Genomic DNA, 16700 nt, shown 5'->3' with positions numbered 1-16700 from the left:
AATGAGAAGAAATTTAGGCTCTTCGGACAATTACTATTGAATGAATTTAAATTCAACTAAATCACTTGCACCATTATTTTCAATTATGTATAGTATACGTTATATCTATCGATCAAGGAAGGTGAGATCATGACTAAATCTTTTTATCATTTTCTTATGAAGTTTAGACATCCCGAACCAAATGATCAAATTAGCGAATTTGCGAATGAAGCTTATCTTGATCATGATTTTCCCAAAAATAGTTTTGATTATGATGAAATAAGCGATTATCTAGAATTAAATGGTCATTATCTTCCAAGCATGCGTATTTTTGATGAGGCATGGGAGAAATATTTATTTCAAGAAGAAAAGAAGAATTATAGCTATTGAAAACATCCAACCACAATTTGTTTGGATGTTTTTTTATCTTCTTAATGTTGCCTGTTTAAAATGTTAATTATTCCTTAAATAATAAGAAGAAAAAAAGGAAGAGCTGATGCTTGTACTTAAACATTGGAAAGTATTCTTCCTTTTAACCTATACACATATAATGAATAAACCGTTTAAGGAGTGACAATAACACAATTAGGAAGATAGAGAATTTTTATGCGCGAATAGTGGTTTGTTGCATATGATAGTAGTACCAAATAAGTGAAAGTATAGCCGGAAAAGGATGGAAATTACATGGTAATTGAAGATAGGATAATATTCCTTTAATATCCCCCATCTTCATGGATCAAATATTCTATTCAAGAGTGTGGGGGAAAAACGCATAAGTAGCAGTGCCACACAATCTTGTTTAGAGAGGATTTGTTATTATGGCGAATCGAAAAAAACCAAAATTCAAAATTGGTGATACAGTCGTGATCACGATATATGGAACGGTCGGAAAAATCACGGATGTAAAATATTTGGATCATATGCATGTATATGAAGTAAATAAAAGTGAAGGTTTATATTTGGAATCCAGTTTGCAAATGCTTTCTGAGTATGATGGTGAAATTATGGATTCAGAGAAGATTGATATTGAATTTCGCTTCTTTATTGGTGATTTAGTCAAAGTGAAAGGATATGGATCCAATCTTTTTAAAATAATGGGGTTTCGAACAGAAATTTGGAGATATAAAAACGATGCATGGGAAGATGTAATTTATGAGCTTTCTAGAGTAAGTGATGGAGAATGGCTAGAAGCAGGGGAAGATGAATTAACCCTAGTAGCAGATGCAGATAGTGCAGATTCATTTATACAAAAATTAGGACTACTTTATATATTGGATAAAAAACAAAAATCCATTGAGTTAAAAAAGGCGAATAGCTCTTTCCAGCAGACCGAAAAAGAATTATTAGAAAGAAGTAAGGAGAAGAAAGAGCTCATTGACGGATTGCTAGATATCTATAATGATTACAGTATTTTATATTCTTTATTTAAAGATACCGAATATGAGCAGGTTATGAAGTTAACCCTTCGAAAACTCAAGTTGGTCAGCAGCAGATCTGATAAAGATAATGAAACGAAAATCTAGAATAATAGATAGATAAACATCGGTATGCTGCTAATGACTAGAAGGGAAAAAAGCTTTTGTAAAAGGGAATGAAAAATAGTGAGGATTTCACTGTTTTCCTTGTTCAAATCTATTTTTATTTCTTCGACTACGAATTGGATTTTATTCATTATTAAATGCCTCCCTTTTTTATTTAAACTATATGTGGACCGGATGCAAAGCATGTCTATTTTTTCAATTAATTTGCTATATACTAGATAATATTTCTTGAAAAAAAGCCTGTTTTATCAGATAATTTTATTGTGAAAGCATTTTTTTCTTAATGTCACATATATTCTTTAAAAAAGGGGGGCGATAAGCATGAAAGAAATCGACGTAATTATTGATACTGAGGAAATAGCAGAGTTTTTCTTTCGTGAGCTAGTAAAAAGGGGATTCGTTCCTACTGAAGGTGAAATGGAAGAATTGGCTGACATTACATTTGAATATTTATTGGACAAATGCATTATTGACGAAGAACTTGATGAATAAAGATAATAAAAATGGTGAGGAAATCTCACCATTTTTTTATACATAATTTTATAGCACTCTAATAGCTTGAAAGGTCATATTATCGTTTGCGTCCCGTTGCAGAGTATTCTTTTCCATGCGCTTCCTGTTCTGCAATAATAGCCTCTTTTGGTATATGATTATTCTTCTTTGGAGAATTAATCCTATTTCGATGTTTTTTACCCATTATAATCCCCCTCATGACAGAATCCTTTATTTTCCTATAAAATAGGATAAAAATTAGTTTTGCCTCTCTTAGTGTAGGAAAACTAATTTTAGTATAACCTCATCAAAAATTTGTTATGCTAAAATTAAATATGTTTTACAGCATATTAGAATATGATATAGTACAAATAGTGAAGTTTTCATAAGCATGTAATATTTGGATTGAAACAATGAAATGAGTGTCAATTGGAGGAAATAAAAATGAGTGTACATATTGGTGCAAAAGAACAGGAAATTGCAGAAACTGTCTTACTTCCAGGGGATCCATTAAGAGCAAAATATATTGCTGAAAATTTTCTAGAAGATGCAGTGTGCTATAATGAAGTTCGTAATATGTTTGGTTATACAGGGACATATAAAGGAAAAAGAATTAGTGTACAAGGTACAGGGATGGGTGTTCCATCTATTTCTATCTATATTAATGAGTTAATTAGCAGCTATAATGTCCAAAACTTAATTCGTGTTGGAACATGTGGTGCAATCCAAAAGGATGTAAAAGTAAGAGACGTCATTCTTGCAATGAGTGCTTCAACGGATTCTCAAATGAATCGTTTAACCTTTGGAGGAGTAGATTACGCGCCAACAGCGGACTTTGATTTGCTGAAAAAAGCGTATGATAGTGGATTGGATAAAGGACTATCTTTAAAAGTAGGAAATGTCTTTACCGCAGATATGTTTTATAACGATAATTCTGAGCTGGAAAAATGGGCGAAATATCAAATCTTAGCAATAGAAATGGAGACAGCTGCACTTTATACGATAGCTGCTAAATTTAATCGTAAAGCCCTTTCTGTTTTAACTGTAAGTGATCATATCTTAACTGGCGAAGAAACAACAGCACATGAAAGACAAACAACATTTAATGAAATGATTGAAGTGGCTTTAGAAGCAGCAATAAAATAATTAGCAATAGAAAAAGGTATGCTTTTTGCATACCTTTATAAAATCCAGTAGTGTAGAAAATTTAATGATATGTAAGGTGACATAAATGAAGAAATCAGTAGCTATCTCATCTTTAGCATTAGCGATTGCAATGTTAACAGGGTGTGAAAAAGTAGATTTAAAATCAATACAAGACAAAGTTTCTTTTTGGGATAAAACTGAAAAGGAACAAGAAGTGGAAACACCAGTTAACAAAGAGGATCAGGTCAAGGATGAGGAGCAACAACCTTCTGAGACAGTGTCAGAGGAAGAAAAAACACCTTGGACACTTGAATCTATTTTTTTTAATGACATAAAAGAGGTTGATGGAAGAAAGATCATTCAAAATCCAACAAATATTGTTTCTCTTGTTAATAAAGAATTCGGCTTACCAGATGGCTATGCTCCAAAGGATTTAGTGAGACCAAATGTTGAATTTTCCTTTGGTAATCAGGATATTGAAAAAAGTTATATGAGAAAAGAAGCAGCAAAAGCGTTGGAGGACATGTTTAACGGTGCAAAGAAAAGTGGCATTACACTTTATGCAGTTTCTGGTTATCGTTCTTACAACCGTCAAACGGAGGTCTATGATGCGGAGGTTAGCCGGGTTGGAAAAGAGAAGGCGGTACAAGCAGTTGCGTACCCTGGAAATAGTGAACATCAAACAGGACTTGCAATGGATATATCAAGTGAGAGTGCCAACTTCTTATTAACAGAGGAATTCGGAGAGACGAAAGAAGGAAAATGGTTAAAGGAAAATGCTCATTTATATGGCTTTATTCTCCGTTATCCGAAAGGGAAGGAGAAAATCACACAATATGAATTTGAACCGTGGCATTTTCGATATGTAGGTAAAAAATCTGCAAAAGATATTTATGAAAATGACTGGACCTTAGAAGAGTACTTTAAGGTCGTTCGAAAAATATAAGCTAGGGCGCAGAAAAGGAATACCACATCAATCATTCCTTTTCTGTTCCCTATTAATAGAAGAATTTCCTTATATTTGATTAAGTAAAAATAAACGTGGTATTCTATTTGCATACATAGTGTAAAACTCTCTTGGAAACGAAAGTGGTGAAGTATTTGGATAACAGTAACAATAATACAGAAAAAGAAATAGAGCAAGAAAGCGAACAAGGATATATAAAAATTAAGAAGTTTTATTTTGTCATGCTTTTATTTGTAGTAGTCATTGCCGCTGCTGGGATTACAACGATTGCTTTTTCTTTTGGTGATGAGCCTGCTGTTACGGTAAATAATCAGAGGGAAGAATTCAATAAACTGTATACAGCGTATGATACATTAATGGATAACTATTACAAGGATTTAAATTCAGTAGATTTAGTGAATGGTGCTATTGACGGGATGTTTACAGCACTTGATGATCCATATTCTGATTATATGAATGAAGAAGAGGCTGCAAACTTTCAACAAAGTATTTCTTCCTCTTTTGAAGGCATAGGAGCAGAAATTCAGCAATTAAATGATAGCATTGTAGTAGTATCGCCAATAAAAGGATCACCAGCTGAAAAGGCAGGAATTAAACCGAACGATAAAATTCTTACAGTAGATGGTGAGTCATTACAAGGAATGAGTTCTTCAGAAGCTGTTCTTTTAATTCGTGGTGAAAAAGGGACAAATGTAGAATTAGAAATAGAACGGTCTGGTGCAAGTGAACCGTTAAAAATAACGATTACAAGAGATACGATTCCGATTGAGACTGTTTATGGAGAAATGGGTAAAGATAAAATTGCTAAAATCCAAATAACAAGCTTCTCGGAGCATACAGCAACGGAATTAGTCGATATCTTAAATAAATATCAAGAGGATGGTATGAAAGGTATTGTCCTTGATTTACGTCATAATCCAGGCGGTTTATTAGAAGAAGTAAAGAAAATTGCTGGTTTATTTGTCCCAGATGGGGAAATTATTTATCAAATCGAACATAAAAATGGAACTGTAGAAAAAGTTACTTCGCAAAATAGCAGTAATATGGACATTCCACTTGTTGTGTTAATCGATGGTGGAAGTGCAAGTGCCTCAGAAATATTAGCTGGTGCGGTTAATCAATCTGCCAATGTTCCACTTGTTGGCGTTAAGTCGTTTGGTAAAGGAACCGTTCAACAAGCAAAAAGTTTCACAGATGGAAGTAATATTAAATTTACGGTAGATAAGTGGTTGACACCAAATGGTAGCTGGATTCATGAAAAAGGGATTGAACCATCCTATAAAGTAGAACTTCCAAGTTATGCAAGCTTAACAATGATTAATCCAGAAAGTAAATTGAAAAAAGGCAGCAATTCAGAAGAAGTTAAAACGGCGCAAGAAATGCTAAAAGCATTAGGATATGATGTAGACAATACAAATGGCTATTTTGATGATAGTACGGAAAATGCTGCAAAAGAATTTCAAAAGAAAGAAAAATTAAAAGAAGATGGAATTATTACCGGAGAAACAACAACAGAATTAATGAATAAACTCCGGGAAAAACTTCAAAAATCAGATACACAAATGAAAAAAGCGATAGAAGTATTAAAAGATGAAATGAAAAAATAAGATCTTCATGGTAAAGGGTGACAGACAATTGTCATCCTCTTTTTCTTAGGCTGTTTTCAAAAAGTAAGCATGCTCTTTTTTCAAAAATTATTATAAATAAAGGAAGATATAAGATGAAACAGACAGATATATACGTCCTCTCCGGATTTTTAGGTAGTGGAAAAACAACATTATTAAAAGAAATATTAAAAAAAGAGAAAGAGCTTGGCAGAAAAGTGGCTGTCTTAATGAATGAATTAGGCAGGATTTCCATTGACTCTAATGAAATAGATGGTGATATTCCATTAAAAGAGTTACTTGGTGGGTGTGTATGCTGCACGATCCAAGATGAAGTGGAAGCACAAATACAAACATTATTAGTGGAAGAAAAAACAGATGTTATTTATTTTGAAACAACTGGAGCTGCTCATCCTGTTGAAACGATAGATGGGATTCTTTCTCCTCTTTTTGCCAATCGTCTACGATTCAAAGGAATCATAACAGTTATAGATGGAAGACAGTGGCTTGAGCGATCAGCTTTAAACGCACCAATTCAACAACTTATTCTAGAGCAAGCAAGGCATGCAAGTATATTAATTATTAATAAAGAAGACGAGTTAACAGAAGCTGAAAAAGCAAAAATTAGCTTTGAGCTTCAATCGATTAATCCACATGCTTTTAGTTTGCTGACTACTTATTCCAAATTCCCTTTTGAAAAATTACTCCAAATGGAGAGCCATTACTATAAGGATATCGAAAAAACATCCATCCATTCTTTGCATTTAAGTACATTTGTTTATACATTCCAAAAGAGCATTGGAGCAGACCAATTTGAAGATTTCTTAAGAGAGCTGCCTGATACGATCTATCGCATAAAAGGATATGTTCAATTTCACCAAGCAAAACATCCAGACTTATTTCAATATTCATACGGCATGCCTTTATTTATGAGAGAAGACATGAAAATGCCACTGAATATGGTGTTTATTGGAGAAAATGTCGATTGGAAGAAGATAGGGGCAGCGTTGGATCAATTATAAATAGCATGATATTTTAACAATTGAAGATAAATCAGAGTACGGAGAAGAAAATAGGGCAAACTTTCAATAGGAAATCATATTGAAGGTGGTTTATTGTGAACAAGAAAAAATTCCTATTACTTTTTCTTTGTTGTATTCTTATAGCTCCGGCACCTTTAGTGATGGGAGCCGAAGAAAATATTTCTTCCCCGATTAGTTTTGATATTCAATTATTACCATGGAATGCCATTAATGAGATTATTCCAAAATATAGCAAATTTACTATTTTAGATATTGAAACAGGTAAGCAGTTTAAGGTACAACGGAGAGCGGGCAGCCAACATGCAGATGTACAGCCATTAACTGTAAAAGATACAAAGATAATGAAAGGTATTTATGAAGGGAAATGGAGTTGGAGAAGAAGAGCGATTCTCATTATGGTAAATGATCAATGGTTCGCAGCTTCCATGCATGGCATGCCTCATGGAGCAGGTGCCTTAGCAAATAACTTTCCTGGACATTTTTGTGTGCATTTTTTAGGGTGCACAACACATAAAACAGATAAGATGGATTTTTCTCATAAATTAATGATCTATAAAGCAGCAGGTCAATTAAGACAGTACTTAGAACAAATGAATCCCAATGATGTAGTCAAAGCCTTTATCGCAGGGATAAAAGAAAAAGATGCAACCATTTTATCATACATTACAACGAAGCAAGATTGGTCTTCAGAACTAGCTATGATAGAGAATATCAAAATAAATCGTTTAAATGTGGTTAATCCTGAAGTTTATGAGCAGGCGCTGCAAGTTACTCTTACCATTGAATGTAATGTATATATGAAAAATGCCAGAACAAGAAATATAAAAAAAGATCTAGTATTAGTTCGGACTTCACCATTAGAAGGATGGAAGGTAAAAGTGAAGGAACATCCGTTTGAATAGTTCAGGTAAAAGATAGAGAGTGGGACATAAGTAATTCAACCAAATCTAACTCCGAACAATTATACGTACACACTAAAAAATTCGTATAATTGTTTGGTTTTTTTATTTATTTTAAGAAAGAAGGTTTGTGGTAATCACCCGCAGCCTGAATACACTTCGCTTTCCATGGGGCGAGCGCCAAGCCTCCTCTTTCCTGTGTGGTCTTGGACTTTCTCGCAGCTCCCATAGGAGTCTACGTGTATCATGGCTGCTCCATTTAGTTTCTTTTGAAATAAATGCTGGAAAGAAATAATCTTTAAAAACGGTGTGAAATGGAATGTCTGTAACGTAATGGGACGAGTTGGTTTGACCACTAAATTAGAGATTGTTCGTCTTTAACCATTATATATTTTGTTTTGTCCCACCCACATTTTTTACCATTATGCTTAAATCCGTTTATTATCCTTTCATTTCTCCAAACTTAATAAAGGTTTTTTCATCTTCAACCAAACCACAAGCAGCGCATTGAATTCGATAATCTGGACCAGTATATCCCATATGAAAAGGAGATAAATTCTCAGATGAATATTCCTCTATAACATTGCCTGTTTGCGGATCTAGCTTAACGGATTGAGGAACTTGCTGAATAATATTAAAGCGACTGCGATTTGTTTTGCAATTGGGGCAGCAATACGGTTTGTTCATATCAATACTCCATTCTTTATAAGGTATTTTAATCCATATTAGGTTTCCAAATTTACCGTTTTTTATGCATTCTAAGGAATAAGAATAAACACTGAAAGCTTGTAATAAACCCTAAATTTTTGTAAACTGTTTGTCTTTAATGTTATTTAAAGTTAGTCCAAAAAAGTTTGTCAAGGATGTTTTTTGATCTAAAATATAGTTCAGTTACTATAAAATATAAAAAAAGGATTTTATAACCATTCATATTTTGTAGAAACAAAGGGAGATAAATTAGTTGATATAGCTATTAACCTATTATATATCCCTTTTTTACCCATGTGAAATGATTCCAATTTCTTTCTATTGGTTTTAATATCCAGAAATATGACAAAAAAACGTATGGTATGATGTTGTTGTAAGTCGAAACAACAAAATCTACGACTATTTCGATTTGGATAACCAAGGAGGAAATAAACAATGAAAAAGAAGAATTTAATTTTTTCAGTGGCAGCTGCTTCAACATTATTGATGGCAACTCCACTAGCAAATAAAGCGGAGGCTTCAACGATTCAACCACAAGAAGCTAAAACAATCTATCAAGCACACAATCTTTCAGAAGAACAGTTAAATAAAATTTTCCATAATATATCTTCTAATTATCATATAGATATAGATAAAGTTTTGAACGAGTTAATAGGATCTATGGATAACCAACAGGCTTTTTATCCTGTTACTAAACAGAAGGAAACATCAAAAGAAGTACAAAAAGAAACAGTCAAACCAAAAGAAGTACAGAAAGAAACAGTCAAACCAAAAGAAGTACAAAAAGAAACAGCGAAACCAAAAGTAACTAGTAATGTACAGCAGCAACCAAATTCAAAATCTAATACAACACAACAAAATACTACCCCTGAATCTACAAAAAGCAATTCAGCTAATGCAAGTTCTTCCGTGAGCGCATTTGAAAAGCAAGTAGTAGATTTAACGAATAAAGAAAGAGCGAAGAATGGATTGCCAGCACTTACTCTAGATAATGAATTAAGTAAAGTTGCAAAAGCAAAGTCACAAGATATGAGTGCAAATAATTATTTTGATCACACAAGCCCAACATACGGAAGCCCATTTGATATGATGAAACAATTTGGTGTAACGTATAAAGCAGCCGGAGAAAATATTGCCAAAGGTCAAAGAACGCCAGAAGAAGTAGTAAATGCATGGATGAATAGTGAAGGTCATCGTGCGAATATTTTAAGCAATAAATTTACCCATATTGGTGTTGGTTATGTAGAAAATGGTAATTATTGGACGCAACAATTTATTGGTAAATAAAGTATAAATTTCCGCAACTTTAAAAATACAGCTTCAATCTATTGATGATGAGGCTGTATTTTTTTGTGTCCGGATATATTTTTATCTGAAAAATGGAAATTCTAGAATAAACGCTATAATTAATTTTTATCTGAAAAATGGAAATTCTAGAATAAACGCTATAATTAATTTTTATCTGAAAAATGGAAATTCTAGAATAAACGCTATAATTAATCAAAATAGTGGTATTTTTGATTAGAAATTTATATAATGATTTTTCCTGAATATCTACTTTTATATAAAGCAAAATAAAGAATAGGACATCAGGTAATAAATTATTGTATAGGAGAAATTATTTGTGGAAATTAGACAAGGACATATAGATGATTTACCAGTTATTATGGAGATTGTAAAAAAGGCTTTGGTCATTATGCAAGAAGAAGGTAATGATCAATGGTCTCATAAATATCCAAACGAAGCCAGCTTCCTGGCTGATATGGAAAACAATAATCTATTTGTAGCTATTATGGATGATAAAGTCGTTGGTTCTATTACAATAGATCGAATTGGCGGTAAAAATTATGAGAAAATTGATTGGAGTTATGATAATAAGGAATATATGGTTTTACACCGTTTAGTTGTTGATCCTGATATTCGTGGAGGCGGCATTGCAAGTAACTTACTAGCATTTGCTGAAGTGTATGCGATTGAACAAGATATTTTTTACTTAAAAACGGATACATATTCATTAAATGATAAGGCCCAAAACTTATTTGTGAAGAATGGATATAATAAGGTTGGTTCGACATTTTTTGATGGAAAAGACAAACCGTTTTATTGCTATGATAAATTATTTCTATAATTATTATCGGTAAATTTAAAGAGGATAATTAGTCGGAGGGAAGTTACTTTCCCTCCTTTTCTTTATAGGGAAAAGAAAGCTGTAATATTCCATTATCATATTTCTTGTCAATATCTTTTTGATTTACATAATTGGGTATTGTTATATTTTTAATAAAATGTTTGTTTTGCCGTTCTTTTAAAAGATAGGCACAATCAGGAATAATGGTTTGGTAATAACCTTCAATACATAAAAGTTTGTTATTTAAATGTATCGAAAGCTGATTCATATCTATTCCTGGTAACTCTATGTCAATATAATATCGAGAACGGAATAGATAAAAATCGCAAGCAGGAAACGCATTACTATTTTTTATGGATGCAGATGGATGGGAGAACCATGCTTTTTCATTTGATCCAAACATATCTTTCCAGTAGTCTTCCTTATGACTATTCTCTGAAAATTGATAGATTTTTTTTAAGTTATCAAAACTCATAAAAATCTCCTCTTTCTATTAATTCATTTCTGTAACATCAATCTCTGAATAGTGAATATCAATATTCTTTTGAATTCTTATTTCTAAAATATCATCTTTATAAAGTGCGACAGATCCTTTTTTTCGAACAATTGCTGGAAGTGTGATTGTGTGTTTATCTTCAAATAAGGGGATATGCTGTATAATAAGTTGATTGGATGTATAGAAAATCTTAATATGCTCTAACCAGCTGCTATCAAGAATAGGAATTCTGACATAGACATGATGATGTGTTTCAAAAACAACATAATTAAATTTCTCGGCATGGTTAAGATTATCGTTACGATAATTTGCTCCTTTTGAAAAGCTCTGAAACATTTTCTCTGGTTCCATTTTTTGTAGAGATTCAGGCATAAGTTTATCCATCATTTCTTGCACATACTTTTGGATATCTTGCGGATTCATTTGGTCCATTCTACTTTTGGCATCTTTATTAAAAGGGAATAAATTCCACGGGAACATTGGAAATTCATCCTTTCTCACTTACAAATATATGCTTATTTTTTATTGTATTCACATATGCCAAAAGTGTGTATTTGCCTAAAGGGAGATTTAGGGCAGGAATTCATTTTCATCTCATAAAAAAGAACTGTGTTAATTGACACAGTTCGGTGTTAATTTTCATATTGTTTATCACTAAATTTGTGTTTTTGAATTTTAAATAGTCTGCTTGTTAAGAAAATTGCACCGGTTGCAAGGCCGATAATGAGTCCAATCCAATAGCCAAAGGGTCCTAAGTTAGTGTAAGTGGCAAGAAGATATCCGCTAGGCAGACCTATTACCCAATATGATAGAAAACTCATGATAAGGGTAACATTTACATCTTTATACCCTCGTAAAGCTCCTTGAATTGGTGCTTGTATTGCATCAGATAGTTGAAAGAATATCGCATAAATAAGAAAGTGGGCTGTTAAATGGAGAACCTCCCAGTCATTCGTATAAATACCAGCAATGTTAGTTCGAAACGTCAAAAGAATCATTCCGCTAATAAATGCGATGATTACAGCAAGTCCAACACCTAACCAACTATAGGCTTTAGCATCTTTCGTTCGTCTAGCTCCAACTTCATAACCAACAAGAATGGTTAAAGCAGTAGAAATGCTGAGGGGAACCATATACAAAAGAGAAGCGAAATTAATAGCTGATTGGTGGGCAGCAATTGTATTGGTATCATAATTGCTCATTAAAATCGTGACTGCGCTAAAAATACTTGTTTCAAAGAATACAGAAAAACCAATCGGGACGCCAATTGTCAATATTTCTTTCCATTTATTCCATGATACGGCCGGAAATTGGCTAAATAACTGAAAAGCTACAAAAGGATTTTTTTTATGAACGATATAAACCGCAATAAAGAGCATTACCCAATAAGTAATACTAGTTGCATACCCAGTTCCCACTCCGCCTAATTCGGGGAAAATCCAAATGCCATTGATTAGTGCAAAATTTAAGAGAATATTAATCGGTATTGCGATTAGCGTTATAAACATGGTAATTTGCGTCTGGCCAAGAGAATCAATAAAAGAACGCAGTACAAAGTATAGAAAAATAGGAATAATTCCGGTACTCAATGCGATTAAGTAATGATATGCGACTCTATAGACATCCTGTTCTAAGCCAAGATTTGCAAGAATTGAATCTAAACAGAAATAACCAATAATTAATAAGGCGATAGCCATACTAAAAGATAAGTATGCTGCTTGGATAACAGAAAATGATACCCCTTTTTGCTCGTTTTTTCCTATTAATTGGGAGACAATCGGAGGTAAAGCAAGCAATATACCACTAAGTCCTGTATATATTGGCGTCCACAAGGAGCTGCCTACTGCTACTCCAGCTAAGTCAACCGGACTATAATGTCCAGACATCGTTGTATCAAAAAAGCTTAATGCAAAAATACCAACCTGGGTAACCAGTACAGGAAATAAAATAATAATCATTTGAGATAGCTTTTGTTTGATAGAATATGTTTGTTTCATCTGCTTGTCCTCTTTCTTTACAATAACGTTTCGTATTATACCATAAATAGGGTGATTGAAGGAGAGAAAAAAACGAAAGCTTCAAATTTGTTCGTAAAATAGAGGGGGACAACCGCGTTTATTTTTTTGCTTGCAAAGTAAAAGTACTCCCATTATTATGAAGATTCAAAGGATAGGATAGTTTTCTCTAATTATAACAGGATAACAAATACTGATTAATGTGTTTGTTTTTTGTTACCTTTTCCATAAATATATAAGTATATGCTTATATGTAGCATAAATAAGGGGGGAAAATGATGAAGAAAAACCAATCTTTACCTGTATTATCTAAAAAAGAGACAGCAGATGTATTAAAACTGTTAGGAGATAAGACAAGATTATCTATTGTTAGTTTGTTGTCTGAAAAAGCATTTTGTGTATGTGAGTTGGTAGAAATATATAATATGTCGCAGCCAGCTATTAGTCAGCATCTCCGTAAAATGAGAGACTTAGAGATTGTTAAAGAACAAAAGAAAGGTCAATGGGTTTTTTATTCATTAAACAAGACATGTAAATATTATGGACTGATAAATGAAATTTTACAATTTTTATCAAATGGATGTGAGGATATAACAGTATTGGAATAAAAAGGGATTAAAATTATATGTAACTAATGGAGGGAGTCTTAATTTGCTACACACATTTTTGGCAATTATTATTTTTCTATTAACATTAACATTTGTGATTTGGCAGCCCAAAAATCTTTCTATTGGTTGGTCTGCTTGTGGGGGAGCAATATTCGCTTTATTAGTCGGGGTAGTGGATTTTAATGATGTTGCAGATGTGACTGGAATTGTTTGGAATGCAACACTTGCATTTATTGCTATTATCATCATTTCCCTTATTTTAGACGAAATAGGTTTTTTTGAATGGGCAGCACTACATATGGCTCGAATGGCTAATGGAAGCGGGCTAAAAATGTTTTTTTATGTTTCCCTTTTAGGTGCTCTTGTGGCAGCTTTATTCGCAAACGATGGTGCAGCGCTTATTTTAACCCCGATTGTGCTGTCGATGGTTCGAGCATTAAAGGTAGAAGAAAGAATGGTTTTTCCATTTATCATGGCAAGTGGGTTTATTGCAGATACAACCTCTTTGCCTCTAGTCGTCAGTAATTTAGTAAATATTGTTTCTGCAGATTTTTTTGAAATCGGATTTGTTGAATATGCTTCTAGAATGATTATTCCCAATTTATTTTCCTTATTGGCAAGTATGCTTGTTCTATATATCTACTTCCGCAAGAGAATTCCTGAAATGTATGATTTAAACCATCTAAGGTTGCCGGCAGAAGCTATTAAGGATCCGCAAATGTTCCGATTTTCTTGGATAATCTTAGCCTTTCTACTAATTGGATATTTTGGCAGTGAATTTCTTGCGATTCCGGTATCCGCTGTTGTTGGCAGCCTTTCACTTGTTTTTCTTGTTTTTGCCAGACGAAGCAAAGCAGTATCCATTAGCAATGTAATAAAAGGAGCGCCGTGGTCAATCGTTTTCTTTTCTATAGGAATGTATGTAGTCATTTACGGACTTCGTAATGTAGGCTTAACTGGCTTGTTATCAAATCTTATTCAAACTGCTTCCGACCATGGACTGTTTCTTGCGACAATAGGGATGGGATTTCTTGCGGCTGTTATTTCTTCTATTATGAATAATATGCCCACTGTTTTGATTGATGCTTTAGCTATAGCGGATACAAATGCAGCAGGAGTAATAAAAGAAGGCTTAATTTATGCTAATATTATCGGTTCGGATTTAGGACCAAAAATTACGCCGATTGGTTCATTAGCTACTTTATTATGGCTTCATGTATTGTCTCAAAAAGGGGTAAAGATTTCATGGGGAACCTACTTTAAGACAGGGATAATTTTAACCATTCCAACCCTTATGATTACATTAATTGGTTTATACTTATGGCTATCAATCATTTCTTAATAGACATTAGAAAAATCGTTTATGGGGTAACAGTACAGGAAAAGATAAATTATAAAATACACTATTGTTTATAGGAGGATGATCATGAAAATTGTTATTATAGGATCAGTAGCGGCAGGTACTTCAGTAGCAACAAAAGCACGCAGAAATGACGAGCAGGCAGAAATCACACTTTATAATGCAGATTATGACATTTCTTACTCCGGTTGTGGAATTCCTTATTTCTTAGGCGGAGAAGTTGATGAATTAGAAACTTTAACACCGAGAAATCCGGCTTGGTTTAAGAAACGATATAATGTTGATATTCTTGTACGGCATGAGGTTATCGCTATAGATGCAAAGCGGAGAAAGATTCAAGTGAAAAACTTGAATACAAGTGAAGTAATTGAGGATATTTATGATGTATTAGTATTTGCAACAGGAGCATCACCCTACACTCCAGCAATGGAGGGGGCAGATAAAGATCATGTTTTCCACATTCGAACCATTCAACATACAAGTGCTATTGACCGATTTATAAAAAAGAACGAGCCAAAAAGAGCTGCGATTATAGGGGCAGGGTATATTGGTTTAGAGATGGCTGAACAGTTAACAAATAGAGGGTTAGATGTTACATTAGTACAACGCAGTGATCACATATTATCATATATGGATATAGATATTGTTACATATGTAGAAGACCATCTAGAAAAAAAAGGAGTTAACCTTCTATTGAATGAGGAAGTTAGTGAAATAACTACTAATGAAATAAAAACAAAATCAGGAAATATTATAGAAACAGATTTGGTTATTTTAGCAACAGGGGTTCGGCCTAATGTTCAGTTAGCAGAGTCAATCGGTGTAAATATAGGACATTCTGGAGCTATTGCCGTAAATAATAAGATGCAAACTAACTTACCTGATGTATATGCGGTAGGGGATGTTGCTGAGAGCTATTCCCTTATAACCGGGAAACCCCTATATCGGCCATTAGGAAGCACAGCAAATAAAATGGGCAGAATAGCCGGTGATGTGATAACCGGAGGATCATTAGAACATAGAGGAATTTTAGGAACTGCTATTCTTCGTGTTTTTGACTTAGCTGTTGGACAAACTGGTATGAACGAAACGGAAGCATTGGAGGAAGGCTATGATATAGAAGTTCTTCATAATATCAAGCCTGCTAGAGCTGAATATTTGGGTGGCAAACAATTAGTAATCAAGGCAATTGCCGATCGGAAAACAGGCAGAATATTGGGTGTACAAATAGTAGGGGAAGAAGGTGTCGATAAAAGAATAGATGTTTTTGTTACAGCCATTACATTTAATGCAAAAGCGGAAGATTTATTTCATCTTGATCTTGCATATGCGCCGCCATTTAGTACGGCAAAAGATCCTGTCATGTATACTGGGATGGCTTTGCATAATGCAATTGAAAAGAAAAATCAATTAATCACGCCAAAAGATTTAACCGCAAGAATAGAAAAAGAGGAATCCATTCAAGTTATTGATACACGAGCTGCACAACAATTTAATGTGTCATGTGTGGATACCGCTATTAATATTCCTTTGGGCGATTTGCGAGAGAAATGCAAGGAGCTAGATCCAAATCGGCTCACTGTTACTTATTGTAATAGTGGTGTAACCGGAAATGCTGCCCAAAATATCCTGCGTAATTTAGGATTCATGAATATCTATAATCTTTCTGGTGGAAATAAGAATTATCAAAGCTATAAAAAGAAGCAATAAATTA

Annotated in this window: 19 protein-coding genes; 13 read left to right on the top strand and 6 right to left on the bottom strand. The window is 33.5% G+C overall.

Annotated elements, in window-relative coordinates:
* Positions 1-129: 129 nt before the first annotated feature.
* Positions 130-369, top strand: a complete 240-nt coding sequence (locus NSQ89_RS11130; RefSeq protein WP_047940462.1) for a YozE family protein — start codon at positions 130-132, stop codon at positions 367-369.
* A 428-nt stretch (positions 370-797) separates the two neighbouring features.
* Complete coding sequence (locus NSQ89_RS11125; RefSeq protein ID WP_047940463.1) at positions 798-1502, top strand: hypothetical protein; 705 nt, start codon at positions 798-800, stop codon at positions 1500-1502.
* Here the strand turns inward: NSQ89_RS11125 and NSQ89_RS11120 are convergent.
* On the bottom strand, positions 1499-1651 hold the full coding sequence (locus NSQ89_RS11120) for a hypothetical protein (protein WP_156485379.1): 153 nt from the start codon (positions 1649-1651) through the stop codon (positions 1499-1501). The genes NSQ89_RS11125 and NSQ89_RS11120 overlap by 4 nt on opposite strands.
* Before the next feature lie 190 nt (positions 1652-1841).
* Here NSQ89_RS11120 and NSQ89_RS11115 point away from each other — a divergent pair, with 190 nt between their 5' ends.
* Complete coding sequence (locus NSQ89_RS11115) at positions 1842-2012, top strand: YozD family protein (protein ID WP_082138223.1); 171 nt, start codon at positions 1842-1844, stop codon at positions 2010-2012.
* 79 nt (positions 2013-2091) lie between these two features.
* Here NSQ89_RS11115 and NSQ89_RS11110 read toward each other — a convergent pair whose 3' ends face one another.
* Positions 2092-2217 (bottom strand): hypothetical protein, encoded by a 126-nt coding sequence (locus tag NSQ89_RS11110; protein WP_095259060.1) that lies wholly within the window; start codon positions 2215-2217, stop codon positions 2092-2094.
* A 239-nt stretch (positions 2218-2456) separates the two neighbouring features.
* Here NSQ89_RS11110 and deoD point away from each other — a divergent pair, with 239 nt between their 5' ends.
* From deoD to NSQ89_RS11085, 5 genes are all read left to right on the top strand, one after another.
* Entirely contained in the window at positions 2457-3158 is a 702-nt protein-coding gene (gene deoD / locus NSQ89_RS11105; protein WP_047940464.1) for a purine-nucleoside phosphorylase, read from the top strand.
* An 85-nt stretch (positions 3159-3243) separates the two neighbouring features.
* Positions 3244-4104 carry a M15 family metallopeptidase gene (locus NSQ89_RS11100; RefSeq protein ID WP_095259059.1) on the top strand — a complete coding sequence of 287 codons (861 nt, stop codon included), beginning with the start codon at positions 3244-3246 and terminating at the stop codon, positions 4102-4104.
* Between the two features lie 155 nt (positions 4105-4259).
* Complete coding sequence (locus NSQ89_RS11095; protein WP_285850767.1) at positions 4260-5732, top strand: lmo1851 family serine protease; 1473 nt, start codon at positions 4260-4262, stop codon at positions 5730-5732.
* A 113-nt stretch (positions 5733-5845) separates the two neighbouring features.
* The gene (locus NSQ89_RS11090; protein WP_095259058.1) at positions 5846-6751 is read left to right on the top strand and encodes a CobW family GTP-binding protein; all 906 of its coding nucleotides are present in this window, start codon (positions 5846-5848) and stop codon (positions 6749-6751) included.
* Between the two features lie 95 nt (positions 6752-6846).
* Positions 6847-7674 (top strand): hypothetical protein, encoded by an 828-nt coding sequence (locus NSQ89_RS11085; protein WP_341132622.1) that lies wholly within the window; start codon positions 6847-6849, stop codon positions 7672-7674.
* A gap of 438 nt (positions 7675-8112) precedes the next feature.
* Here NSQ89_RS11085 and NSQ89_RS11080 read toward each other — a convergent pair whose 3' ends face one another.
* On the bottom strand, positions 8113-8358 hold the full coding sequence (locus tag NSQ89_RS11080; RefSeq protein ID WP_047940468.1) for a hypothetical protein: 246 nt from the start codon (positions 8356-8358) through the stop codon (positions 8113-8115).
* A gap of 456 nt (positions 8359-8814) precedes the next feature.
* Here NSQ89_RS11080 and NSQ89_RS11075 point away from each other — a divergent pair, with 456 nt between their 5' ends.
* Positions 8815-9666, top strand: a complete 852-nt coding sequence (locus NSQ89_RS11075; RefSeq protein ID WP_341132621.1) for a CAP domain-containing protein — start codon at positions 8815-8817, stop codon at positions 9664-9666.
* Between the two features lie 337 nt (positions 9667-10003).
* Complete coding sequence (locus tag NSQ89_RS11070; protein ID WP_047940470.1) at positions 10004-10507, top strand: GNAT family N-acetyltransferase; 504 nt, start codon at positions 10004-10006, stop codon at positions 10505-10507.
* Positions 10508-10550: 43 nt separating this feature from the next.
* Here NSQ89_RS11070 and NSQ89_RS11065 read toward each other — a convergent pair whose 3' ends face one another.
* The 3 genes from NSQ89_RS11065 to NSQ89_RS11055 form a co-directional block, all read right to left on the bottom strand.
* The gene (locus tag NSQ89_RS11065; RefSeq protein ID WP_251688984.1) at positions 10551-10982 is read right to left on the bottom strand and encodes an Hsp20/alpha crystallin family protein; all 432 of its coding nucleotides are present in this window, start codon (positions 10980-10982) and stop codon (positions 10551-10553) included.
* Positions 10983-11000: 18 nt separating this feature from the next.
* Positions 11001-11483 carry an Hsp20/alpha crystallin family protein gene (locus tag NSQ89_RS11060; RefSeq protein ID WP_047940472.1) on the bottom strand — a complete coding sequence of 161 codons (483 nt, stop codon included), beginning with the start codon at positions 11481-11483 and terminating at the stop codon, positions 11001-11003.
* Between the two features lie 152 nt (positions 11484-11635).
* Positions 11636-13000 (bottom strand): MATE family efflux transporter, encoded by a 1365-nt coding sequence (locus NSQ89_RS11055; protein ID WP_047940473.1) that lies wholly within the window; start codon positions 12998-13000, stop codon positions 11636-11638.
* Between the two features lie 293 nt (positions 13001-13293).
* Here NSQ89_RS11055 and NSQ89_RS11050 point away from each other — a divergent pair, with 293 nt between their 5' ends.
* The 3 genes from NSQ89_RS11050 to NSQ89_RS11040 all read left to right on the top strand — a co-directional run bounded on the left by NSQ89_RS11050 (position 13294) and on the right by NSQ89_RS11040 (position 16696).
* Positions 13294-13626, top strand: a complete 333-nt coding sequence (locus NSQ89_RS11050) for an ArsR/SmtB family transcription factor (RefSeq protein WP_061796405.1) — start codon at positions 13294-13296, stop codon at positions 13624-13626.
* 43 nt (positions 13627-13669) lie between these two features.
* Positions 13670-14968 (top strand): arsenic transporter, encoded by a 1299-nt coding sequence (locus NSQ89_RS11045; RefSeq protein ID WP_341132620.1) that lies wholly within the window; start codon positions 13670-13672, stop codon positions 14966-14968.
* Positions 14969-15052: 84 nt separating this feature from the next.
* Positions 15053-16696, top strand: coding sequence for an FAD-dependent oxidoreductase (locus tag NSQ89_RS11040; protein WP_341132619.1), 1644 nt, complete (start codon positions 15053-15055; stop codon positions 16694-16696).
* Positions 16697-16700 lie beyond the last annotated feature (4 nt).

Source organism: Niallia sp. FSL R7-0648 (genome assembly GCF_038007005.1).
Lineage (GTDB): Bacteria > Bacillota > Bacilli > Bacillales > Cytobacillaceae > Niallia > Niallia circulans.
This window is presented reverse-complemented; position numbering and strand designations above follow the sequence as displayed.

Bases quoted from the DNA above. Each gene is read 5' to 3' on its own strand.
- NSQ89_RS11130 (WP_047940462.1), top strand. From the start codon at position 130: ATGACTAAATCTTTTTATCATTTTCTTATGAAGTTTAGACATCCCGAA.
- NSQ89_RS11125 (WP_047940463.1), top strand. From the start codon at position 798: ATGGCGAATCGAAAAAAACCAAAATTCAAAATTGGTGATACAGTCGTG.
- NSQ89_RS11120 (WP_156485379.1), bottom strand. From the start codon at position 1,651: ATGAATAAAATCCAATTCGTAGTCGAAGAAATAAAAATAGATTTGAAC.
- NSQ89_RS11115 (WP_082138223.1), top strand. From the start codon at position 1,842: ATGAAAGAAATCGACGTAATTATTGATACTGAGGAAATAGCAGAGTTT.
- NSQ89_RS11110 (WP_095259060.1), bottom strand. From the start codon at position 2,217: ATGGGTAAAAAACATCGAAATAGGATTAATTCTCCAAAGAAGAATAAT.
- deoD (WP_047940464.1), top strand. From the start codon at position 2,457: ATGAGTGTACATATTGGTGCAAAAGAACAGGAAATTGCAGAAACTGTC.
- NSQ89_RS11100 (WP_095259059.1), top strand. From the start codon at position 3,244: ATGAAGAAATCAGTAGCTATCTCATCTTTAGCATTAGCGATTGCAATG.
- NSQ89_RS11090 (WP_095259058.1), top strand. From the start codon at position 5,846: ATGAAACAGACAGATATATACGTCCTCTCCGGATTTTTAGGTAGTGGA.
- NSQ89_RS11080 (WP_047940468.1), bottom strand. From the start codon at position 8,358: ATGAACAAACCGTATTGCTGCCCCAATTGCAAAACAAATCGCAGTCGC.
- NSQ89_RS11075 (WP_341132621.1), top strand. From the start codon at position 8,815: ATGAAAAAGAAGAATTTAATTTTTTCAGTGGCAGCTGCTTCAACATTA.
- NSQ89_RS11065 (WP_251688984.1), bottom strand. From the start codon at position 10,982: ATGAGTTTTGATAACTTAAAAAAAATCTATCAATTTTCAGAGAATAGT.
- NSQ89_RS11060 (WP_047940472.1), bottom strand. From the start codon at position 11,483: ATGTTCCCGTGGAATTTATTCCCTTTTAATAAAGATGCCAAAAGTAGA.
- NSQ89_RS11055 (WP_047940473.1), bottom strand. From the start codon at position 13,000: ATGAAACAAACATATTCTATCAAACAAAAGCTATCTCAAATGATTATT.
- NSQ89_RS11050 (WP_061796405.1), top strand. From the start codon at position 13,294: ATGATGAAGAAAAACCAATCTTTACCTGTATTATCTAAAAAAGAGACA.
- NSQ89_RS11040 (WP_341132619.1), top strand. From the start codon at position 15,053: ATGAAAATTGTTATTATAGGATCAGTAGCGGCAGGTACTTCAGTAGCA.